This window comes from Pseudocolwellia sp. AS88 (genome assembly GCF_030551755.1).
GTDB lineage: Bacteria > Pseudomonadota > Gammaproteobacteria > Enterobacterales > Alteromonadaceae > Pseudocolwellia.
Window position 1 is genome coordinate 111,232 of sequence record NZ_JAUPEC010000006.1, and the last position, 23,823, is coordinate 135,054.

Below are 23,823 nucleotides of genomic sequence, written 5' to 3' on the forward strand. Positions count from 1 at the left end.
AGCATGAACCGAGTTATACTTTTCCTGATTTATAATAACGAACTAAGCTAACTATCCCAATTAGCGCACCACCAAACATTCCCCATAAATGCGCATCTATCGCTACATTGGCTGAAATGAGTGATGCAACACTTTCGCTGGCGCCATTGACTTGCTCGTGTGTTACTTTACCAACAACCGCGATAAGTAGGATAAAACCGGTTTTATCGTGATGTTCAATGTCCTTTATCGCTCCCCATATAAATATGCCATGTAAAACGCCTGACAAGCCAACATATTGCATAATTTCAGGTGAGAATACGTAAATACCAAAACTAGTGGTGATCGCTGAAACTATAAAAACTACTGAGTAATTGAGGAAATTATAATATTGCCCATGTAACGCCCACAGTAAAACAACCGCACTTATATTTAGCGCGTAGTGATTAAAATTAGTATGTAGAAAATGCCCAGTAAAACCTCGCCAAAATTCACCTTGGATAAATAACTCTCGATGAAAAGGTAATATGTCTGAGTTAAAGAAAAAAGCTAGGGTCGATAAAACGATAACAAGCAAAGGCAGGGCGATTTGATGCTTTTTTATCGGAAGTGATTTAATTGTGAGCATATAAATATTTAAACTTAATTTTTAGTATTCTTTTGTGTGAATGAATACGGTAATAGGAAATTATTTTGATAGTATACCTATTATATGTGAAATACACCTGTGCGATGAATAGGTGATATGTGGAATTAAAGTACTAATACGATGAAACGAGAATGTTGTAGTGTATGTTTAAGGGCAAAAGTAGGTTGTATTTGTCATTTATTTACCGAAATTAATAATGAGATCCATGTTGTTGTGCTTCAGCATCCAACTGAAGTAAGCCAAACCAAAGGTACCGTAACTTTGTTGGCTAATTCATTAACAAATTGTGACATTATTATAGGTGAAAATTTTTCGGGCAACGAAGCCTTTGTCGATCTTTTATCTCGTTATGAAAATGATATAGTACTTTTGTATCCAAGTGAAAACGCTGAAGTTATTGCTTCACCTGAGACTTTCATATCAGATCTTGCGGTTTCAAACTCAAATACGCTTGATGCAGATGAGGTTAAAGAACAAGACTCTGTAGGTTGCAAAACACGCTTACCAAAGTGTCTTATTTTGATCGATGGTACGTGGAAAAAGTCTTACAAAATGTACATGGTTAATGAGGCTTTGCATGCTATTCCTCATTTTAAATTACCTGATCATATTCAAGGTGATTACCGTATTAGAAAAACTCAAAAAGACCAGGCTTTATCTTCTTTAGAAGCTTGTACTTACGCATTGCTCTTATTAGAGAATAATGCAAAAAAATACCAACCATTGCTCAATAGTTTTAGTCAGTTTAATGATTTTCAATTGTCGTTTAAGCCAAGCAACTAGCTCATTAATTAAGTAGTTCGTTAATAAGGAAAGTTATGATTTCACCATTCAAACAATCACTTATCTTTAGTGCACTTTTCATGATCTCGTCATGTGGTAGCCATAGTGATCCAGCACAAAACACATCAAAAAGTTCTGCAACACAGGTAACTCAGAGTGCAGCAACAAAGTTAGTTAGGGAAGATCGTGAGCCTGAAGCTGCAACAGGGTTAATTGAAAATAATGATGTTTTTACTAAAAAGTTTATGGTGTCTGCGGCAAATCCTTACGCAAGCCGAGCGGGATATAATGTATTAGCTAAAGGTGGTAGTGCTGTTGATGCGGCTATTGCCGTGCAATTAGTATTAACGCTAGTTGAGCCTCAATCGTCAGGTATTGGTGGTGGGGCATTTATTTTACATTGGGATAAAGCGAATAAAAACTTAACGACTTTTGATGGTAGAGAAACCGCGCCTGAGTCTGCTACATCTGATTTGTTTTTAGATGAAAATGGTGAAGCTGTTCCATGGATAAAAGCCGTAGTAGGTGGACGCTCTGTTGGTACACCAGGTGTTTTAGCTGCTTTATATAAAGCTCATCAGCAATACGGGAAATTAGCTTGGAGCGAGTTGTTTGATGATGCGATTAAACTAGCAGAAGATGGTTTTATTGTTTCACCACGCTTAGCTAAGTTGATTGATTTAGCTTACAACCCTGGTGTGTTGAAATTACCAGAAATACATAATTACTTTTACCCTAACGGAGAAGCTATAAAAGCAGGAGACTTATTAAAGAACCCTAAGCTAGCAGCTGTATACAAAAGTATTTCAGCTGAAGGTATTTCAGTATTTTATGACGGTTGGATCGCAAAGAAGATTGTCGATAAAGTGCAAAACTCTGAAATTGCTCCGGGGCGTTTAGCGCTTAGTGATTTAAGTCGCTACAAACCGAATCAGATAGATGCGGTATGTGGTGCTTATAAAATTTATAATGTGTGTGGTATGGCACCGCCAAGTTCTGGTGGTGTTGCTATTATTCAAATGTTAGGTGTTTTAAGTCATTTTGATTTAGCTAGCCAAGCTCCTAACAGTACTGAAGCTCTACATTTATTTACGCAAAGTTCAAAGCTGGCGTTTGCTGACAGAGAAAAATATATTGCTGATCCTGCCTTTGCAGATATTCCTGTTGCTGGATTAATTGATGCAAGCTATTTGGCTGAGCGAGCTAAGTTAATTAGTTTAGATAAAGATATGGGCAAAGCCAAAGCAGGTGAACCAAAAGGTGCACTAGCAATGGGGTTAGATAATGCTATTGAACGCCCGAATACGAGTCATGTTTCAATTATTGATGCTGAAGGTAACTCAATATCGATGACTACAAGTATAGAAATGGCTTTTGGCTCAGCGGTTATGGTTGAAGGTTTTATTTTAAATAATCAATTAACTGACTTTTCATTATCACCGAAGCAAGATGGTAAATGGGTAGCAAACCGAGTTGAAGCTTTTAAACGTCCAAGAAGTTCAATGGCGCCAACTATGGTATTTGATCAAGACAACAATCTGAAATTAGTTATTGGTTCACCAGGTGGTAGCAGAATTATCAACTACGTAGCCAAAGCTATTGTAGGTGTTTTAGATTGGGACTTGTCGTTACAAGAAGCGATTAACTTACCTAATGTTACTAATCGTAATGATACTACAACCCTTGAAAGAGGAACTTCGATAGAAGCCTTAGCACCTACTTTAGAAGCTATGGGACACAAGGTTGCTATACGTGACTTGAACAGTGGTTTACATGGTATTAAAGTGCTTGAGAATGGCTTACAAGGTGGAGCAGACCCTAGACGTGAAGGTAAAGTGTTAGGACAGTAGTGATTTTATTAAATAAGGCCTAGCTTGGGAAATATATAAAGTGAGTGCCTAGAAAAAACAAAAGCTCGAACATTATGTTCGAGCTTTTTTGTATTTAGAGAATAGATATTTTTTTGTTAAGAGGTGTTCGATTATTTAAAACGGGTCTTTGAGGATTTTATCAATGATCCATTTATCATCTACTTGAACTAGCGATAACCGTTTAACGTCTTTTACCTTATCCCCGAGATAAGTACCCGATAAAAATACTGTAATTGTAGCTGCGTCTTTAAATTGTTCGCGAACTTTAACGCCACTGCTATCGGGGGCTACTTCTACTTTATCAAATTGCATGTTAAATAGATGTCTACCTACCGCTTGTGTAGATTTATAGTGGAGTATTATTCTTGATAATTTAGGTGCACATACACTTGCAGCTTTTTTAATATCTTTCTCATTATATAAAGCATTAAAAAACGCGATGGTAACTAACTCTGGATTGTCGATAACGGTAATATCGTCTTTATCTTGATTACATCCAGCAGTTAGTATGGCTAAACTTAGTAGTATATATTTTATAATGCTCATAATGTCCTTATGAAATGAAGTAACATAATTCATTGTAGGGATATTTTTGATAATAAAAAAGGCGCTTTCGCGCCTTTATCAATATTTGTTTTAGCTATTATTGAACAAGTTCTTTATCAGAAAATGTGTCTGTAAATAACGCACTCGATAAGTAACGTTCAGCTGAACTTGGTAATATAACCACAATATTTTTGTCTTTGTTTTCTGGCTTTTCAGCTAAGCGTTTAGCCGCTACCACTGCAGCGCCTGAAGAAATACCTGCTAAAATACCTTCTTCTTTCATTAGACGATGTGCCATTGCCATAGCATCTTCGTTAGATACTTGCTCTACAGCGTCAATAATATCTAGATCTAAGTTACCAGGAATGAAACCAGCCCCAATACCTTGAATTTTATGAGGACCAGGCTTTAATTCTTCGCCCGCTAATTTTTGTGAAATTACCGGTGAGTCAGTAGGTTCTACAGCTACAGCTAACATTGGTTTGTCTGATACACTTTTAAGGTAACGACTTGTACCTGTAATTGTTCCACCAGTACCAACACCAGCAACAAAAATATCAACGTTACCGTCAGTATCTTTCCAGATTTCAGGGCCAGTTGTTTTCTCGTGGATCTCAGGGTTTGCTGGGTTATCAAACTGTCCTAAAAGAATTGTGTTTTCAGGATCTGCATCTCTGATTTCTTGTGCTTTAGCAATGGCACCATTCATACCTTTAGCGCCGTCAGTTAGTTCAACTTTAGCACCTAACGCGGCTAAAAGTTTACGACGCTCTAAGCTCATCGTGCTTGGCATAGTTAGAGTAATGCCGTAACCACGAGCAGCAGCAACAAATGCTAATGCAATACCTGTGTTACCACTGGTAGGCTCTACAATGTTTTTACCAGGACTTAGTAAACCTTTTTTCTCTGCATCCCAAATCATATTTGCGCCAATACGACATTTAACGCTGAAGCTTGGGTTTCTTGCTTCTACTTTGGCGAAAACGTTACCTGTTGTTACGCGATTAAGCTTTACAAGTGGTGTGTTACCTACTGAAAGCGAGTTATCTTCAAATATATTTGTCATGCTAATTTCCTATCAATGTGGCTTTAAGTTTTGATTCTGACTTAACAGCACTTTATTTGGTATTAATTTTTTATCTTTAACGAATGATATTACTCGTAAAAAATTTACCCGTTAAGATTATATGCTTATGAATAAAAAAGAAGTGATATTTAGTTATAAGATATACGGGATAAATTGAATAGATAAATATGATGATACATAAAGTATAAATTTATAGTTTATTTATCACGATGAGAATTAATTATAAGAATCTATTTAAAAAGTAATTATTTATATAAATTTAAAATTAAGAATATGTAATTAATCCTGGAATGCTTTCAATATCGAAGTCATCTAGTTGTTCTGGATTTGCAAATTTGTTGATGTATTTTTCGTAAACCTTTGAACGAACAAAAATGGTAAATATATCGCCATCAAGATGATTTTTTACAACGAGATTACCTATAATGTTTAAACATTCACTTACCGGTTTTGCTTTTTTGTAAGGTCTGTCTGATGCAGACAAGGCTTCAAAAATATCAGCAATAGCCATTAGCCTGGCAGGTACAGACATTTGTTCCTTGGTTAAGCCTTTAGGATAGCCTTTACCGTCCATTGTTTCGTGATGACCTAGAGCGAATTCAGCAACTTTTGAAAGATGCTTAGGGAAAGGCAATGCTTCTAGGATATTGCTAGTTACTACCATATGATGTTGAATAATTAAACGCTCTTCATCGTTAAGTGTGCCGCGTTTTATAGAAAGGTTTTCTATTTCATCATCATTAAGAATGGGGACTTTAATTCCATTAATTTCAATTGTATAACGATTAGCTATTTTATTAATTTGAGCTTCATCAATATCAGATAAGAACTCACCACCAATGTTTATTTTTTGTATAAAAGCTTTATCTAAATTGAGCTGTTTATGTTTTACCATACAACCTCTTTCAAGCTGCTTTACTTCAATTGTTTTACCCGCTTTTAAAGCAGTAATAACTTTTTGTTGATGAAGTAAATCAATATCACGTTTAGCTATTTCAAACTTTGTATCTATAAAGTTAATGCGATCAAAAATTGTTTGAAGTTTAGTTGATTTGTCAATGATATGTTCTGGTGTCGCTATTTTTCCACAATCATGTAACCAACCAGCGATGTTAAGTTGATGCCTATCTTGTTCCGTTAATATGAAATCTGCTAGTGGGCCTTTATTTTCATTATGTACGGCATCGGCAATTAATAAAGTTAACTCGGGCACTCTTTTACAATGACCACCCGTATGAGGTGATTTTTCATCAATAACGGATGCTATTGTTTTGGCGAATGACTCAAATAACAACTCCATGTTAGATATCAAGGCTTTATTGGTTAATGCAATTGCCCCAAGAGATGCGAAAGATAGTATTTGTGTTTCAACATCAGCTGTAAATTCTACAGTTTTTAATTCGCCTTCAGGCGTTTCTTGTTGTGCATTGATTATTTGTATTGCACCTATGGTATCACCAATATGATCTTTTAAAGGGAAGGTGAGCATAGATTGGGTTCGATAACCTGTATCTTTATCAATCCGTCGTGCAGCGCTTAAATCATAAGGCAATTCGTCATAAACATCCTTGATGTTAATCACTTTACCACTATTAACCGCATGAGCTACCATGGCCGACTTATTTGGTTGGTCGTCAATGTATAAAGGAATACTTGGAAAAGTAATAGGTTTATTAGAACTTCCACCTAAATGCATCTTTAGGCTTGTATTGATAATAGTTCGAAATTCAATCTCTTTTGATTGATTAACCATATAGATTGAACCCGCATCAGCATTAGAAATAGTCATTGCTGCAATAAGGATTTTTTCCATCAATACTTCAGTGTTTTCTTCACTACTTAATTCAATACTAATTTTAAGCAGGTGTTGGAAAACTGTCTCGTCTAAAACTTTTTTATTCATAAGTCACTATTTTGATTGATGGGTGTATGTACCATCCCATTCCTTGGGAGGATTATCTTTTAATGATGCTAACCTATTTAAATATATATCATAAATAGTTGTTGTATAAAATTCATTTTGTTTTAATTGTGTAAATAGTTGGACAGCTAAATCCCATTGTCCCTGGTTATAAGCATTAATACCTTCTTGATGCAGTCGTAAATTTTGCTCTGTTTCTTGGTTGGTTTCTTCTACAAAAGCTAAAGGTTGATAAACGGTTACTGCTTGATTTTTCCCTTTCACTTTAATTTTATCAATTTGCCTACAGACAATTTTATTGGGTACTAATTGGTTGAATGTTTTTTCAGTGAATAATATATCTACACCGTAGAACTTAGTTAATGACTCAATACGAGATCCTAAATTAACTTCATCGCCCAGTACCGTATAAGCTTTACGATAAGTTGAACCCATATCACCAACGTTCATATCGCCAGAACTAATACCCACGCCAATATTGACACTTGGCCAATCTCTTTTATTAAATATAACAGATAATTTTTTAGTTGCTTGAATCATTTTCAAAGCGGTAATAACAGCGTGTGTTGCATGGTCTTCGTCATCTAGTGGGGCATTCCAAAATGCCATTACCATGTCGCCTACATATTTATCAATTGTGCCTTGGTTTTCAAAAATAATAGAGGTGACGTCAGTTAAGTAAATTTGCATAAATTCAGTTAACTCTTCAGGTGTAAAGTTTTCTGATAAATCAGTGAAGCTTCTTATGTCGGCGAACAATACTGACATATTTCTTTTTTCACTTTTTAGCTCTAAGTTTTTACCTTGTTTGATAAGTTTATCTATGTAGGCTGGAGGTACATATTGGTTAAACATACCTTTAATGTTTTTACGTTTGTAACTTTCTATCATAAAACCAATAGCTGCATAATAAAGGGTTAACAAGGTGATAAGTAATAGGTTTTGAAATAAAGGTAAGCTAACTTTTAAAGCACTCCACAAGTACCAATTAATACTAATGTGTATGATAATAAATACTAAACAAATCAGTACTATATTACCGGGTGTTTGCTTGGTCATTGAAAAAGAAAGAATGATACCTGTAAACGCCAACATTAATAATGACAGTGCTAAGCCGATGTCAGGTTCTACAGGAATAATTTCCGGATGAATTAAGCTTTCAAACACGTTAGCGTGTACTTCAACTCCAGGGTATTGAACACCTACCGAAGTTGTTCGTAAGTCAGCTAAACCAACCGCTGATGTGCCGACAAAGGCAATAGCACCTTCAAGGTAACCTTCAGCTAATCTTTCATTTAACACGTCGGTTGCCGAAATATATTCAAAGCTACGTGCTTCACCTCTAAACGGGATGATCACTTGGCCTTTTTCGTTGGTTGGAATTATATGTTTACCAAAACTTAAACCTTGTAACCAAGAGATATTTTGGCTTGACTCTGTAATTGCATTTATTGAATCGTTAAGTGTGTATACACGAGCCGCTTCTAGCGCTAATGAAGGATATAAGGTGTTATTATAGTTAAGTACAAGCGAGGCTTTTCTGATGAAACCATCGCTTTCTGGTAATGAATTAATAAAACCGGCACCAATCGCCGATGTTTGTAGCTGTTCTATATTCCCCAATACTTTATCGAAAGATTCTACTTGAGAGGTGTCGTATTGATTTTTCTGCCAAACAATGGAAGTGTCGGGTAAATAGCCTATTGTTTTTGCTTCGTTATCAAATAAGAAACCTAAAATAACTTCAGAATCGCTTAAGGTATTTGAGAATATGGTGTCAGCGTCAACTGAGCTGGAAAGGGCCGTTATTTGATCGATTAATTTATTGTCTAATTTTTTGTTGTTATTAAGTATTTCATCAACAGGGTTACGCTCTGGTTCGGCAAAAAATATATCGAATGCGATAACCAGTACACCAGCTTCGTGTAGCTTCTCAACTAACTGGGCGACTTTACTTCTGCTCCAAGGGTAGCGTCCTTGTTCTTGCATGCTTTTTTCATCAATATCAATAATAACTATTTGTTCATCAAACTGCCTTTCATCAGTGCTAAGAGTGGTATTTAAACGCAAATCGTAAAGCATGCCTTCAATACGTTCTAAAAAACCTTGTACTTGCGATAGGTTAATAAATTGAAGGCCAATGACTAAACAAGTTATACACATGCCCATAAAAAAACGGGTGGTGTAAAATCTTGAACGCATTGATTGGTATAGGTTAATAAAGAACATGAACGTTTTATTGAGCTCTTTTGCTGGTAACAGTACCAAGGACTTGAGTGTCTACTAAATATGAAGAACCTTCTTTTGCCCAAGTAATACTGAGAGTGTTTTTTAATTTATGTTGTAATTCTTTTTCATGGTCTTCTAATTCAGTGTCTGTAGCTGAAGGATCGTGACTTATAATAAACAATTTTTTTACATTTGCTTGCAATGCTAGTTCAGCCACTTGTTCATAAGTACTGTGTCCCCAACCATGCTTTAGAGGTAAATCTTTGTTGGTATATTGTGCATCGTGTATGAGTACATCGGCATCTTTAATAAACGCTACCCATTCATCCCAAGTGCTTGATTCTGTATAAGGTGGTTTAAGTTCATTATCTGTAACATAGGCAACTTTTTGGCCATCACCTTGTAAACAATAAGCTGTACCGCCATCTGGGTGATTAAGTGCTTGTGTCGTGACTTTAAAAGTATTTAGTGAAAATTCTTTCTGGTGAGCAAGTTCGGTATTTAATGTGATTTTTGAAGGGAGTTGGTCGTATTTTATTGGGTGATTAGACCCTGACATCTGCTTTAATATCATATCAGTGTCATTACTATCGGTGATGCCCGTTATTATTTCAATTGTTGTGTTTTCACTATAAATTGGCGCGAAATAAGGAAAACCTTGAATATGATCCCAGTGATTATGGGTAACTAATAAATGGATAGGGCGTTTGTAACTTTTAAATTTGCCGTTAAGTTTAGCAATTCCTGTACCTGAATCTAAAATAACATTGTTACCGTTACTTAATTCAAGATAGACGCACGAAGTATTGCCGCCATATACAACGGTATTTTCTCCGGGAGTTGGCATTGAACCTCTAACGCCATAAAATTCTATTTTCATTATGTTAATACCATTAATTATTCGTCATGGTTATTATGGCTAAAAAGTTACACTTATTTTCTAGATAGGTAAGCAGTAGTCTATCCTTCTAGTGTTTCGCCATTATAAAATATTTATATTTAATCTATTTTTATTATTACTCATTGCCTGAACTAAACTTTACAATGCTTAATCATCATCATCAGTTACTGTTATGTGAACAATGGCAGAAGATGTAGTTAGACCTGTATGTGAAACTGAATAAATAAATGTGTCTTCCCCTACAAAGTCATCGTCTGGTGTGTAAGTAAATTCACCGTCACTGTCTAAATAAAGAGTCCCATGCTCAACATCTTGTTGTTGCGTTACTATAAATGGTAATTCGCCTATAGTTATTCCAAGTACAACTAAGCCTACAGCATCGTCATTATCTAGTATTGAACTTCCATTTAACGTTCCTTCTTCTTCAACCGTGTAATAATCATCACGAGCAAAAGGCTGTAAAATTGTTGAGGTATTAGGTTCAACCACTATATTTACTATTCCTTCACTTTCACCGCCATTATTATCAATAGCTTTATAAGTAAAAATGTCTGAACCGACATAACCAAAATCAGGGGTATAAATAAAAGTTCCATCACCATTAAATATGACAGCACCATACAATGGCGAAGACACGAAAGAAGTATCTATAGTTAATGTATCACCATCAGCATCGGTATCGTTGTTGAGTACACTTGATGCATTGAGCGTTGTGTATTGAACCATAGAATAAAAGTCAGAGGTTGTTACCGGAGAATCATTTCCAAATTGATTATCTAATGGCGCTGTAACCGTTATAGTGACTGTGGCTAAATCAGTATTTCCACCTTGATCAGCTAATTCATAAATAAATTGATCTGTACCAATATAGCCAGTGTCGGGTGTGTATTCAAAGTCACCATGTTTACCTAATGTTAATTTACCATTTTCAGTATCAACAAATGGGTTTTCATTAATTTCTAAATGCAGGTTTTCAGGATCACTATCATTGTCGAGTAAAAAGTCACCTATATTTTGACCACTGTTCATTTCTACTGTAAAAACGTCGTCGATAGCAATAGGTGCGTCATCAATAGGGTTAATAGTAAGGTTAACTGTTGCAGTTGCTGATTTGTTGTAAATATTAGTGACTTGATATGAAAATGAATCATTACCGTAGTAATTTAGTTCTGGAGTGTAAGTAAACGAGCCATCACTAAAAAGTATCAGGCTGCCATTGCTTGCAGCCGTTACTGGTGCTAATGAAACAGTTAATATACTGGTATCAGAACTCTTATTTTGGTTAACAACATCGTTATCTAAAAGTGTTGTTTCCATTAATGAAAAGTCTTCATCAATTACATAATTATCTGTTCTCGCTAATGGATTACCTTGAGTATCAGGATCTGCCGATACGCTTATATTAATTAATCCTTCATCTTGTCCACCATTACCGTCATCTACTACATAACTAAATCTGTCTGATCCAAAGAAACCTATATTTGGCGTATAAGTAAAGCTACCGTCTTCTAAGAAAATAACAACGCCATCAGAAGGTTCAGATAGAAATGAAGTATCAAGAGTTAATACATCATTATCAGCATCCTTATCATTATCAAGCACAGTATCGCCATTTAGAACATTACCTTCAATCATATTGTAATTATCTGGGATGGCTTTTGGTGCAGTATTAACATTAATAACGGTAATACTTACTGAACCTGTAACAGATCCCCCATTACCATCTTCTAATTGGTAGTTAAATGTATCAACACCAAAGAAGTCTGTATCAGGGGTATAAGTAAATTCACCATCAGTATCAATAGATAAACTACCTGAAGTTGGATTCGTACTTGCACTTACATTAACTGTTAAATTGTCTTCGTCAGAATCACTATCATTGACTAATAAAGCATTAAAGTCGGAAGCTATAACAGTAAGGCTAGTGTTTTCTAGCATAGTGTAAGTATCAAACACCGCAATAGGGAGGTCATTAACTGGATTCACTGTTAATGTGACTTGAGCACTAGTAAAGCCACCTTGGCCGTCTGTTAATCTATAAGTAAAACTATCAGTACCACTAAAGTTAGCTTTAGGAGTGTAAGTGAATGTGCCATCTTCACCTAGTATTAATATACCATTGGAAACATTATTTAATGGGGTGGTTAATATAGATAAAGTTCCACCATCAGAGTCAGAGTCGTTATCTAACAAGGTATTATCTGTTAGTAGAGTATCTTCATTTAATGAATAAAAATCAGCAAGAGCAACAGGGTCACTATTTGAAGAACCAACTATATTAACTGTTACTTGCACGGTAGCACTACTTTCTACCCCTTCAGTATCAGCTATTGTGTAGTTAATTACAGCTACATCTCCGAAAGTTGTTACAGGGGTATAAAATAAAATATTGCTTACTGTATCTATGGATACAGTTCCAAACTCAGCTAATGTTGAAGCATCAATTATTGTTAAATTATCACCATCAACATCGATGTCATTACTGATAACATTAATTGCAAGTCGTGTTTCAGAGTTTGTTTGTGCGTTGTCATTTACCGCTTGTGGTGCATCATTAATTGCGTTTACTGTAATACTTGCTTGTGCTGTTGATGAAAGGCCACTTGTGTTAAGTATTTGATAAGTGAATGAATCAGAACCTTGATAATCACTGTTAGGTGTATAAATAAAACTACCGTCTGAATTTAATAAAACACTACCTTGCTGTGGTTTAACAAATGGTGATTGATTAACTGTTAATGTTCCACCATCAATACTCGAGTCGTTAGCTAATAAACCTTCATCAACGGCAATATCTAGAATGTTATCTTCATCTATTTGATAGCTATCAATGTTCGCTACTGGAATATCAGTAACTGGCTTAACTATAATACTAACAAAAGCTTGTGATGTTTCACCTAATGAATTCATTATCTCATATTGAAAACTGTCAAGCCCATAAAAATTGGTCTCCGGTATATAAGTAAATGTACCGTCTTCGCTTACATTTAATTCGCCATTTGAAGTTGTTGTGATAAGACTATTATTAAGTGTTAATTCAAGATTGTTGGGATCAGTATCATTAATTAAAATACTATTTTCTAGACGAACAATTAAGGTTTCATCTTCATCAATCTCATAAGTGTCGCTTACTGCGACAGGTGTTATATTTTCACTAGAAATTAATAATGTAACTGTTGCTGTGCTTGTTCCACCTTTGTTATCTGTTACTTGGTACTGAAAACTATCACTGCCTATAAATGTTCCATTATCTGAATACGTAAAACTACCATCAGAATTTAATTGTAAAGCACCATGTAAGGGCTCTGTTACAGCAACAGTATTAACAAAAAGAAAATCACCATCTATATCTAGATCATTTGCAATTAAAGCGCCTGAATCTGATGTAAATGTTTGATCAAAATCAAGACCAAAACTGTCATTAGCTGCGCTAGGTGAGTCATTAACATTATTTACGATGATAGATACATTTGCTTGAGCTAAGTTTCCTTCGTCATCAGAAATTTGATAAGTAAAACTGTCACTTCCGTTAAAATTTGTATTCGGGGTATAAGTAATTTCACCGTTTGTTTGACTGGTTAAAATACCATTAAATGGTTGTATTAAAATAGCGGTGAGAGTAAGTCCACTATTTTCAGGATCAATATCATTTGTTAATAGATTTGAACTAATAGTAGAATCTTCATCAACTTCAATTATGTCGTTAACGGCATAAGGTGCTTGATTGGCAACTTCAAGGGTTGAAGCTATTTTTAACGGTACATTTAAACCACTTTCACCATTCTCATCAATGCCTGTGATCACTACGTAATAACTTTCTGTAGGATCTTGATCATCAATTTCTATACTGGTTTCTGTTATAGCTAGTTGTTGTACGCCATGTTCTAAAGTAAGGGCATTGAGTGGTGTTAAATTGGGATCGGTAGCGGCATAAACGTTGTAACGTTGAAGAGATGCCTCGCCATTCCAGTTTATAGCTAGTTTGTCATTTTCACGAGTAATGTTTATTCCTGAAATACTAATAGGGCGCCAATTAACCGTTTGTGCGTCTAATTTTGCTGTGTTTTGTGCGCTATCTGTAACGAATAGTTCTATTGTTAAAGTACCTTCAGCCAATCCGTATAACTGAGGATTGTAGCCTATAATATTCTCACTGTATTCTGAGCCACAATTTTGAGAACATAAAACGATAGTTATTTGTACATCAGGTAAGTATATAGATATGTCTGTTATTTCATCAGGATCACTTACGTGAACGGAAAATGTAACATTACCAATAATGTCGGTTGTTTGGCCTTTATAAACAAATTCGCCAATCGCATTAGAAAATTCAGCATCAACAATGGCGTTTTGTTGTTTGATTACACCACTGACTTTTTGTACCTGTATTTCATTTTTAGCTGCAACACCGACTAGAGATAATGAGTTGTTGTCAGCAATATCAGGCTCGTTTTGTTCGCTTGTTGTCGGCAAAGTTACAGTAGGTGAAGTAATACTAGGTGATGTGATTTCTGGAGTGCTATTGGTAACTTCTTCAACTGAGTCACTTTCACCGCCTCCACAGCCAGCAAGTAGCAAGCTTGAAGTTATTAATGTTGAGGTAATAATACTGAATTGACGCATTGATTAAGTCCTAATTTTTATATTTATATCTGAAGTGGCTCTGTTATAAAATCTTATTTAATCTGAAAAGAGCCTTCAGTTGAAATTGATGTATCATCAACTTCCTGTAAATTAAATTCACCGGTAATTTCATCTAAACCATCTGAAAATACCGCAGTAATATCACCATCTGCGCGCTTATTAGCATGTGAAGCAAAGTTAACATTGAGTTCTAACTGATCTACATTGATCAAGCCCGAATATGAAGCAAACCATTCACCTTGAGCATCAGTTAAGCTTAATGAACCACCAGGAACGGTTCCATTGTCAAAATCGACAGCTAAGTTAAGAGATAAATCGCCTGCATTTCCAACCGATGAAGTTACGTCGCTTTGAGTGATTTCTGCGTAATTAAAAGTACCTGTACGCTCAGAGATAAGCTCTGCGATAGTTTGAATGTCTTCTATATCTACAATCTCTTCAGTTACGCTTTCTATTTCTTCAGATACCAAATCAGTGTAAACATCAGAGGCAACCAACTCTTCACTACTATTAACTTGTGTATTTGATGTTTCTGAATCCGATGCTTCTGAGGTATCATTTGTTGTTTCTGGAATAACATCAGTAGAAGCAACACTAGTGACTGGTGTAGCGTTACTATTTTCAGTCGGCACATCTTCATCTACAGCATCATCTGAGCTTTCTGACTGTGAAGTGTTATAGCCTAAGGATAAAATTTCAGGTGCTTTAGTAAATGGGGTAATTGTTCCTGATTGGCTAACCGATGCAAAAGCAAAACCTTCACTAACACCCAATGAAAGGGTTTGCTCATTGTCTAACTCTATATCTATATTGCCGCTATAAACGCCAAAATATACATCGTCGCCTGATACTTCTACAGCAAAGTGAGTTCCGCGAATACCAATCGAGCCTACAGGGGTTTTAACTTGATAGTCGCCACCTGTTTTTTTGATCAAACCACTGATTGAACGTAAACCACCGCTAATAACTTCTAAGGTTGCTGAACCTTGTTGTGTTTCTTCATCAAATACATAGTGGCTAACGTTAATTTCAGTATTCTCTTTTAAGGTGATTAATCCACCATCAGACATACTAAACTGGGCTTTACTATTTTCACCTGTAGTTATATGTTCAACAGACATTATTTTAGAGCGACGCTTTAAAGAACGACTATCGTTTGTCTCGGGATTAATAGCTTTAACATTGCCTTTAGCTAATAGTGTTTTACCCGCAACGATTTCTTCGGCAGCGAAGCTTGGGCCAACAGAACCTAAACAGCTAAGTAAAATAAGCGTAGGTGTCGTTTTTGTTAATAGAGCTTTAGTACGTATTCTCATATCAATTACCTCTAAAAGTTCATACTAGCGGTTAAGCTGATATCTGAACGTTGATAAGAAAAGAGCGATAAATTACTGTCTTTATCTTGTGCATTAATGTTTAAGTTATATGACCATTGTTTAGATTGATTGTATTGCAGACTTGCCGATGCTAGCCACATGTCATCGTCACGTTGTTCAAGAAAGAAAGGGTGTGAGTCTTGGTATTCTTTTTCTTGATAAGCAATCATTCCGCTAGCAATCCAAGCGTTGTTTATGATCCATACATTTGAATAGCTTACCGTTGTGATTTTTTGGCTATTGTAATCGTAGATATCTTTATCGCTATTTTCATCTGAGTAACTTAAACCAAAAGAATGTTTTAAGTTGTTAGAGAAGTAATGCCCCGCGAGGTTAACTGAAACGTTATCAGTATTTAATGCATCACTAATTTTATTATTGGTTTTGCCCACGTTTAAACCTGTTGTAACTAACCATTGAGGTGTTAGTTGCTTCTCAAAGCTAGTCGTTAAGGTAGTTCGGGTTCTATATAATTCGTCGTCCAACCATAAAGGCGTTAATTTAAGACCAACAGAAACACGTCCAAAATCAAAACTATGTTGATATTGAAGCGCGAGATCAGCAAACATTCGGTCGAATTGTGATTCGTCTTGGAATTTATGTATGGTGCCTTTACCTGAGAAAAGAATTTTTGATACTTGAGAAAAAACCTTACTTCCAGAAGCTTGATAACTAAGAGAACCATAATTATCGCTATTCTCTTTACTTTCTTCGGTTAATAGAAATGTATCGCCCGTTGATGGGATAAAAATGTTGTCTTCTGTTGTACCTGAATTAATGTTTGAGTCGTGTCCTAAACTTAATGATACCCGTTGTGATACATAGAAAGATTGTTTGTCTAATTTAGATTGAGATAAGCTCATTAAGGTATTAGCAGACTCTTTTAATTTCTCGGATGTCTTAGGGTTGCTTAATAATATTTGACTAGCGGTGATTGCCCCTTGGTAATTTGCAATTTTATAATTAGCTTTAGCTAACAAATATTGGGCGTCTAACCATTCAGGTTTATTAGCGGTAACACGCTCAAATGCAAAAACAGCATATTCAGCTTGATCCTTTGCTAGGGCGGTTAGACCATATAAAAAATCAAATGCTGGATCACCTAAGTATTCTTCTTTAAGTGTTTGGGCAGTCAGCCAAGCTGAATCAAAAGCGCTTTCGCTAACTTCTTTTTTTAACTTCTCTAAATTTGAATCGGCCTCTACTGTATTAGCTGATGCGTTGTGTGAAATACAACAAAGAGATAAAAATAAAGGAAAAAGTGTTTTTTTGATCATAATTACCTGCGGCTAAAAAGAGATATTTATTTAAAGATAAATTCATAACTCAACAGGTTAAGAATAATGAGTCATTCTTAAAGTTAAAGTTACCAGAGTTCTAACTATTTAAAGTGTAGTATTTATTCTTAAATAAGTTACAAATGTTTACATAAAGTTCGAATGAATTGTATCGTACCCCCAAAAAGGGGGGCAGATCAATATAAATAGAGTGGATTTTGAGGGATATAGAGGTATTTTATCTAATTGATTTTAATGGATAAAGTTTGCAATATTTGGTTAACTTAATTCACATTTCCCATTAACAATTTTATAACGACCAAGCATAACTGACTTTAGTGAAAAATGTTTTTTCTGCACGTGAAAGCTTTCTCAAATAATCATCTTGGAAGCTGTTGTCAGAATACCCTAAGAAAAATACGGTTTGAGGGTTCAACTTATATGAATATATTAACTGAGTAGATAAATCCTTATAAATATCACCTGTATCTATAAGTGGGTTATTTTCTGGGTTATATTCAACATCTATATAAGCTAAGCTGAATTTCAAATAGCTTTCTACATCAAACTGGTAGGAAATACGTAAATTACTTAAATTAGCGACAAATACATCATCGTTTGACAGGTTGGTGACGTGATCAGCTTTTAATCTGCTGTAAGTGTGATCAAATTCAATAAATAAATGGTCGGTAATATTACTCGTGATCTCAATATATACTTCATTGAAGCTACCTAAACGATTATTGTTATAGTCAACTTTGTCACCAAAATCATAGCCTATACCGGTAAATAATCGATTAAAAGGCTTAAATTCAGCGTATAATTTTACCTGTTGCTCGTCAAATAACGTAGTGTTATTAGCTAAAGTTAATACAGAGTCATCATGCCTTAAGCCTGTTTTTGTTGCTTGTACTATGTTTACACTTAATAGTGATAATTTAGGCCCAAATAACTCAATTCCACCATCAAATGAGCGTTCAAGAAAGTCACCTTCATCATTTTTAGTATTATACCAAGTGGCAAAGTAGAGGGTTTCTGACCAAAAGTCATCGTTATCACCGTAAAATAAACGAGAAAAACCGAGTTCATTTTTTTGATAGTCGACTTTTGTCATAAAGCCTAAATCAGCACGAAATAGGTTACTGATTTTTTCATGTGAAGCTTGGAAATCCCATAACTCAGTTTTAAATTGGTAATCAATTATGTAGGCATTATCACTAAAGTCGTCAGTGATATTAGTTCGGTTAACTTGTTCAGTAAATTCACAGTTACCGAATAAGCATTGTGTCGATGGTGTTAGACAAGAGTCACCTAAACAGAAACTTTCAAATAGGTCTTCTGGATATTCAGTGTCTGAATATAAATATTGAGCATTTACTGTATGGGAGTCATTAAACTTATATTTTGCATCTATACCTGCGACAGCATTATGATAATCATCTGCGCTTCTAAGAGTTGATATTAAGCCTAATGTGAGCTGCTTATTAAAATTATAACGATAGTTAAAAGCCGCAGAGTGGCTTTCGGTATTTAAGGTTGCAATATCATCACTGACATTACCTGGTACGATAAAGTTGGTTTGTTGATCGTTGGTAACAAATATACCGTAACTATATTTATCTGTTCTGCTGGTGAGCTTAGCACCATAATCTGGATCGGCAATATTACGTGTGTAAACGAGATCATAATTACTACTAAAGTAGTCTGAGTTTTCTAAAAAGAAACTACGTTTTTCATCGAAATATAACGAATTAATATTATTAACACTTAATTGACCAGAATCAGACTCTACCGTTGAAAAGTCTGGGTTGATTGTGGCGTTAAGTAAGGTATTTGCTGTTACTCCCCAACGAATATCTATACCCGCATCGATATCATTATTTTTAGCCCAATCAGAATTATTATCGTACGGATCTCTTTGTTGATTATTGGCAGCAACCATTGATGGGATAACTGTTAGGTTTTTACTTTCACTTAAATGTTCAAAGCCTGTGATTTCTGATACTTGGCATAACCAACAATCATTATCTTTATCAAGTTGAATATGCGAAATACGAAGGCGTTCATCTCGTGGATAGAATCTTACAAATTCAATTCCCCACGTTTTTTCACTGTTTTTAGCATCAAAGTTAAGAATATTATAAGGAATAGCTATTTCTACTTGGTAACCCGTACTCGTTTTTTTCCCAAATGATTGCCAGTTTCCATCCCATAATCGGTTTTCGTCACCATTAACTTCATTAGAGATTGAATCGTTCTGCACACCAAAAGGGTTAACAAAAAAGTTATAATTTAGTTGTTTACTATTAAATGTATCTAACTTGATACCAACGATGTCATCCCCCCAAGTAGTATCTCTGTCACCAAGAAAACCATGAATGTTGTCAGGGTTTGGATCTAAAGCAAGAAAGGAAATGTAGATGAATTTACCATCTTCAATGATTTTTGCTTCAGTTTTTACGGGGCTAGGAAGGTTATCCCAAGGACTATTAACAATATCTAAAGAAATATTGAGGGCATTTTTCCATACCAAATCGTCAAGTACACCATCAATAATGATTGCTTGATTGGTATTGGGGATAATTAACTTATTATCTTTATTAAGAGATTGTGCTGATGTAAACATCGAAATTAATAAGAATAAACCAGCTGAAAAATATAAACAGCTACTCCTTAGCTTTTCCATTTGTTCTCCAAATTTTAATTATTATTAGTCATCATCTTGTCTTTTTCACATGCTATATGTGTATGTTGTAAATTGTTACAAATATAATTTGTTTATACAACCTATACTTAGAGTCTTTTTTAACCTGAACGTTAAGATTTGTGATAGGCACAAAACCATTAATCTCGACGGGCATGATTTAGCCTAGCCTTCCAATATAATGAGGAGCTAAAATAGCTTAGCTTTTTATTTAACCTTCTGGACAGTATTGTCTGTTTGTTTCAAAGCCTTTTATCAAATATGTATGGAAATTACACGATTATAGGTTTTTACTCGATGTATGTAATATGAAAAGTTTATCTATTCAAATCAGCCAATGAAGGTTTTTTTTCATAATTAGTGAATGTTTTTATTTGGTTTTAACTGTTTTAAGCTCGAATCTTTTTTTTAGCTACTGCATAATATGAACAAAATCTACATACCGAAATCGAGAAAATGTCTTTATATCTATTAAACTGCGTCGCCTTATTTTGTTTTGTTACTTTTTGGGCAGGATATACTATATTTGCTCGTAAAAAGGCTAAAACAACAGATTGCCTTGCTAGAAGTTTAAATTATCATCGTATTTACTGGATGTATGGTGTTATTAAAAAAACTAATCGGGTAGGCGAAGCTGCGCTTATCTCCAATCTTGAGCGTAATATTGCTTTTTTTGCTTCTACAACACTATTAGTTTTAGCTGGTGTATTAACATTATTTAGTCGTACTGAGCAGCTACAAGAAGTCTTTCATGCAATACCTTATGCTGCTTTATCTGATGTAGCTATGTATCAACTTAAGCTTAGTATTTTAGCTTTAATATTTATTGTTTCTTTTTTCAAATTTACCTGGTCTATGAGGCAATATGGTTTTTTGAACGTTATGGTGGGAGCAGCTCCAATTGATGAGAGTGGGTTGAATGAAGACCTTAGAGCTTATGCTCGTCAAATGGCTAAAGTACATGACCAAGCTGCACACTCATATAATTATGGTTTACGTGCCTATTATTTCTCTATTCCTGTTATGTGTTGGTTTTATCATCCTCTGTTATCAATTTTTGCAACAATCTTTGTTGTTCATACTTTATATAATCGTGAATTTAAATCTAAAGCTCTTATTGCTATAACTCAGGCGAAAATGCATTTAGAGGATAATAAAGAAAAAAACTTTCCTGATGAATAAACAGCTATATTCTAATTACTCATTAAAAGACTTTAATCAATTTGATTGTCTGAAACTTTCTATAGGCATTTATGCGATATTAGCTTTTGTTACGCGGGGCTATATTGTATGGATAATGTCGATCTCAAATATGAATAATCAAACTGATACCATTGAGATGATTTTTCCTGATCCTAAGATGTTTTACCTTAGTTTAGTTTCAGGTGCTTTAGGTTTATTTGTATTTCTAATCATTAGCTTAAGGCGCCCGAATGCAGCTTTGTGGATTAAGTTTTGTTGGCAACATATAAGAAAGTTTTTACTTTGTGCGTTAGTTGTAGATTTAACTGTAAGTGTTATCGGTTATTTTTATTTATCTCTTTTATCTTACACATGGCTATTAATACAAATAGTTATAACGTTAGTCTTGGTGGTTTTCCTCTATACTAATAAAAAAGTAAAGTTAAATATTAAAGAATTCCCTGAAGAAATCGAAAAATAGAATATTCAATTAAAAGGCATTACACGTGAGTAACATTGAAAAAAAAGATGAACGATTAATTATTCTAGATACTGAAACAACGGGTATTAACCCAAGAGAAGGGCATCGTATCGTTGAAATTGGTTGTGTTGAAATGGTTAACCGCCAATTAACTGGTCGTAACTACCATGTTTATATCAACCCTCTCATTATAATGGAGCAGGAAGTTATTGATATTCATGGTTTAACTAACGAGTTTTTACAAGATAAACCTATATTTTCTCAAGTTGCTGATGACTTTATTAAATTTATTGATGGTGCTGAATTAGTTATCCATAACGCTAAGTTCGATGTGGGCTTTATGGACCATGAATTTTCAATGTTAACAAAAAAAGTACCTATGACGTACGACATGTGTACGGTTATAGATACATTGAAAGTATCTAAAGATGAATTTGGTTCTCCTAAAACCCTAGATTACTTAGCTAAATTTTATAAAGTGGATAAGTTAGTTGACCGTACTTATCATGGGGCATTAATTGATGCTCAGTTACTTGCATTTGTTTATGTAGAAATGACACGTAAGCAAGCAGCTTTTAATTTACTTGCTGGTGATGGTGAAAATGGGAACTCTGATGAAATAAGAAGATTGGATCCCAATAGAAGTAAATTAAAGGTTATTGGTGCAACTGCCGATGAACTAATAGCACATCAAGAACGTTTGGCTATTATAAAAGAAAAAGGTAGCTCACCAATATGGGGAAAATAAAAATGAGGAAAAATAATAAGATGTTAAATATCCTATTTCATATAAGTACGGTATTTCTTATTTTACCTTTATTTGTTTTTGCCGATAGTAATGTACCTCAAGTTAAATATTACGATTCAGACAATGTTACTAACCAAATCCCTTATTTTGATAATCGCTTTCGCATAGATTCTAATATCGAAGAAGTAAAACTTATTTTTTATCGTCAACGCGGCTCCCAACCCATTATTTTAGTAAAACCTGATGGCACTAAACTCAAAATAAATAGTCTGCCTGGTGACAATAGCGTTGAATGGTTTGATGATCGTACTTACGACATGATTAAAATAAAAAATCCAATGGCAGGACCTTGGCAAGCGATTGGGCAAATACTTCCAGGCAGTCAAATTCTTGTAGTAACAGATGTAATGATTGAGGTTGAACCTCTACCTAAAATATTACTTGCAGGTGAAACACTAAAAATTACAGGTAAACTAGTTAATGGTGAAAAAGGATTAACCGATCCATTATTTAGAGCGGTAGTAAATTTAGATATTGATTTTTTTAGCTCTAATAATAAGTTGTACGATAATTTTGGTGCAGCGCCTGTTAAATTAGGCTCATTTCTCGATGATGGCTATGATTACGATGAGAAAGCAGGGGACGGGGTATACACCGGAGAGTTTGTTCTAAACTTTGCTCCTGGTGAATGGTTACCTATTTATTATGTGAAAATGCCTATGATGAGTAGGGAGTTAAGACAAAAGCCTGTTGTTATTCAGCAATCTCCGGTAAGTATCACTGTTAAAGCAAGTGATGAAGAAGGGGTAAATCATATTGTTAAATTCCATATTGATCCTACTTATGTTGATCCTCAAAGTATTATATTGCAGGGGAAAATTGAGTATCCAGATAAACAAGAATTTGAATTTTCTTTGCTTGAAGAAGATAAAGACTTAAGAATAAAGGAATTTGAATACACTGAAGCAGGAATACATCGTATTAATGCAGATGTATTTGGCAAAACCATAACCGGTCGAGAATTTGTTTTAACTTTACCTCAATTTAATTTTAATGCTGAAAATAAAAATGGACTGTTAATATCTTCAATTGATGAAGAAGGTAATGAAATTTTAATACCTAGAAAAACCGCAGCGGAAATTTTAGCAGAAAAAGAAGCTTTAGCTGCCGAAACTTTAGCAATTGAACAAGCCAAAATGAAAGCTGAGGAAGAAGAAAAACAAAAACAAATGTATATAACCATAGGAATTATTAACGCAGTTATCATTATTTTAGGTATTTGCATTTTTGTTTTTATCGCAATACGTAAGAAGAAAGCAGCAAAAACTGAACTATCCTTATAAAATATGGCGAGTTTTCCAACGTATTGGTTATCAAATATCCATACAGTAAATTATATTAAAAAAGTGGTTGACTGACAGTCTTCATAACCGTATTATCTCCGC

16 protein-coding genes are annotated in these 23,823 nt (G+C 34.6%); 6 read left to right on the forward strand and 10 right to left on the reverse strand.

Translation table 11 applies throughout. From position 1 onward, the window contains the following. Positions 1 to 13: 13 nt before the first annotated feature. Entirely contained in the window at positions 14 to 607 is a 594-nt protein-coding gene (gene rrtA / locus Q5N69_RS06385) for a rhombosortase (protein ID WP_304368025.1), read from the reverse strand. A 141-nt stretch (positions 608 to 748) separates the two neighbouring features. On the opposite strand from rrtA, the gene Q5N69_RS06390 reads away from it, so the two are divergent. Then, a complete protein-coding gene (locus Q5N69_RS06390) occupies positions 749 to 1,411 on the forward strand; it encodes a tRNA-uridine aminocarboxypropyltransferase (protein ID WP_304368026.1) in 663 nt (220 codons plus the stop codon). Between the two features lie 35 nt (positions 1,412 to 1,446). Next, positions 1,447 to 3,261 carry a gamma-glutamyltransferase gene (gene ggt / locus Q5N69_RS06395; RefSeq protein WP_304368027.1) on the forward strand — a complete coding sequence of 605 codons (1,815 nt, stop codon included), beginning with the start codon at positions 1,447 to 1,449 and terminating at the stop codon, positions 3,259 to 3,261. Positions 3,262 to 3,396: 135 nt separating this feature from the next. Here ggt and Q5N69_RS06400 read toward each other — a convergent pair whose 3' ends face one another. The 9 genes from Q5N69_RS06400 to Q5N69_RS06440 form a co-directional block, all read right to left on the reverse strand. Next, a complete protein-coding gene (locus Q5N69_RS06400) occupies positions 3,397 to 3,828 on the reverse strand; it encodes a hypothetical protein (protein ID WP_304368028.1) in 432 nt (143 codons plus the stop codon). 97 nt (positions 3,829 to 3,925) lie between these two features. Further along, complete coding sequence (cysK, locus tag Q5N69_RS06405) at positions 3,926 to 4,894, reverse strand: cysteine synthase A (RefSeq protein ID WP_304368029.1); 969 nt, start codon at positions 4,892 to 4,894, stop codon at positions 3,926 to 3,928. A 286-nt stretch (positions 4,895 to 5,180) separates the two neighbouring features. Then, entirely contained in the window at positions 5,181 to 6,818 is a 1,638-nt protein-coding gene (locus Q5N69_RS06410) for an HD domain-containing phosphohydrolase (RefSeq protein WP_304368030.1), read from the reverse strand. Between the two features lie 6 nt (positions 6,819 to 6,824). Then, positions 6,825 to 9,005 carry a CHASE2 domain-containing protein gene (locus Q5N69_RS06415; RefSeq protein WP_304368031.1) on the reverse strand — a complete coding sequence of 727 codons (2,181 nt, stop codon included), beginning with the start codon at positions 9,003 to 9,005 and terminating at the stop codon, positions 6,825 to 6,827. Between the two features lie 67 nt (positions 9,006 to 9,072). After that, a complete protein-coding gene (locus tag Q5N69_RS06420) occupies positions 9,073 to 9,945 on the reverse strand; it encodes an MBL fold metallo-hydrolase (RefSeq protein ID WP_304368032.1) in 873 nt (290 codons plus the stop codon). 168 nt (positions 9,946 to 10,113) lie between these two features. Then, positions 10,114 to 14,589 (reverse strand): Ig-like domain-containing protein, encoded by a 4,476-nt coding sequence (locus Q5N69_RS06425; RefSeq protein ID WP_304368033.1) that lies wholly within the window; start codon positions 14,587 to 14,589, stop codon positions 10,114 to 10,116. Between the two features lie 53 nt (positions 14,590 to 14,642). Beyond that, the gene (locus Q5N69_RS06430; RefSeq protein ID WP_304368034.1) at positions 14,643 to 15,926 is read right to left on the reverse strand and encodes a FecR family protein; all 1,284 of its coding nucleotides are present in this window, start codon (positions 15,924 to 15,926) and stop codon (positions 14,643 to 14,645) included. A gap of 11 nt (positions 15,927 to 15,937) precedes the next feature. Beyond that, positions 15,938 to 17,263: a DUF2860 family protein gene (locus Q5N69_RS06435; RefSeq protein ID WP_304368035.1), complete on the reverse strand. Its 1,326-nt coding sequence runs from the start codon at positions 17,261 to 17,263 to the stop codon at positions 15,938 to 15,940. Positions 17,264 to 17,573: 310 nt separating this feature from the next. Then, the gene (locus Q5N69_RS06440; RefSeq protein WP_304368036.1) at positions 17,574 to 19,949 is read right to left on the reverse strand and encodes a carbohydrate binding family 9 domain-containing protein; all 2,376 of its coding nucleotides are present in this window, start codon (positions 19,947 to 19,949) and stop codon (positions 17,574 to 17,576) included. Between the two features lie 474 nt (positions 19,950 to 20,423). On the opposite strand from Q5N69_RS06440, the gene Q5N69_RS06445 reads away from it, so the two are divergent. From Q5N69_RS06445 to Q5N69_RS06460, 4 genes are read left to right on the forward strand one after another with little or no spacing between them, the layout of a single operon-like run. Then, positions 20,424 to 21,149 (forward strand): DUF599 domain-containing protein, encoded by a 726-nt coding sequence (locus Q5N69_RS06445; RefSeq protein ID WP_304368037.1) that lies wholly within the window; start codon positions 20,424 to 20,426, stop codon positions 21,147 to 21,149. Next, a complete protein-coding gene (locus tag Q5N69_RS06450; RefSeq protein ID WP_304368038.1) occupies positions 21,142 to 21,630 on the forward strand; it encodes a DUF2919 family protein in 489 nt (162 codons plus the stop codon). Before Q5N69_RS06445 ends, Q5N69_RS06450 begins: the two co-directional genes overlap by 8 nt. 25 nt (positions 21,631 to 21,655) lie before the next feature. Further along, entirely contained in the window at positions 21,656 to 22,378 is a 723-nt protein-coding gene (dnaQ, locus tag Q5N69_RS06455; RefSeq protein WP_304368039.1) for a DNA polymerase III subunit epsilon, read from the forward strand. Between the two features lie 20 nt (positions 22,379 to 22,398). Further along, positions 22,399 to 23,721 carry a TIGR03503 family protein gene (locus tag Q5N69_RS06460; protein ID WP_304368040.1) on the forward strand — a complete coding sequence of 441 codons (1,323 nt, stop codon included), beginning with the start codon at positions 22,399 to 22,401 and terminating at the stop codon, positions 23,719 to 23,721. The last annotated feature ends 102 nt before the right edge of the window (positions 23,722 to 23,823 follow it).

Coding starts and splice junctions, on each gene's coding strand:
- Q5N69_RS06430 (WP_304368034.1), bottom strand. CDS start 15,926: ATGAGAATACGTACTAAAGCTCTATTAACAAAAACGACACCTACGCTT.
- Q5N69_RS06435 (WP_304368035.1), bottom strand. CDS start 17,263: ATGATCAAAAAAACACTTTTTCCTTTATTTTTATCTCTTTGTTGTATT.
- Q5N69_RS06460 (WP_304368040.1), top strand. CDS start 22,399: ATGTTAAATATCCTATTTCATATAAGTACGGTATTTCTTATTTTACCT.
- Q5N69_RS06415 (WP_304368031.1), bottom strand. CDS start 9,005: ATGGGCATGTGTATAACTTGTTTAGTCATTGGCCTTCAATTTATTAAC.
- Q5N69_RS06400 (WP_304368028.1), bottom strand. CDS start 3,828: ATGAGCATTATAAAATATATACTACTAAGTTTAGCCATACTAACTGCT.
- Q5N69_RS06420 (WP_304368032.1), bottom strand. CDS start 9,945: ATGAAAATAGAATTTTATGGCGTTAGAGGTTCAATGCCAACTCCCGGA.
- ggt (WP_304368027.1), top strand. CDS start 1,447: ATGATTTCACCATTCAAACAATCACTTATCTTTAGTGCACTTTTCATG.
- cysK (WP_304368029.1), bottom strand. CDS start 4,894: ATGACAAATATATTTGAAGATAACTCGCTTTCAGTAGGTAACACACCA.
- Q5N69_RS06410 (WP_304368030.1), bottom strand. CDS start 6,818: ATGAATAAAAAAGTTTTAGACGAGACAGTTTTCCAACACCTGCTTAAA.
- rrtA (WP_304368025.1), bottom strand. CDS start 607: ATGCTCACAATTAAATCACTTCCGATAAAAAAGCATCAAATCGCCCTG.
- Q5N69_RS06390 (WP_304368026.1), top strand. CDS start 749: ATGAAACGAGAATGTTGTAGTGTATGTTTAAGGGCAAAAGTAGGTTGT.
- Q5N69_RS06440 (WP_304368036.1), bottom strand. CDS start 19,949: ATGGAAAAGCTAAGGAGTAGCTGTTTATATTTTTCAGCTGGTTTATTC.
- Q5N69_RS06425 (WP_304368033.1), bottom strand. CDS start 14,589: ATGCGTCAATTCAGTATTATTACCTCAACATTAATAACTTCAAGCTTG.
- Q5N69_RS06445 (WP_304368037.1), top strand. CDS start 20,424: ATGTCTTTATATCTATTAAACTGCGTCGCCTTATTTTGTTTTGTTACT.
- Q5N69_RS06450 (WP_304368038.1), top strand. CDS start 21,142: ATGAATAAACAGCTATATTCTAATTACTCATTAAAAGACTTTAATCAA.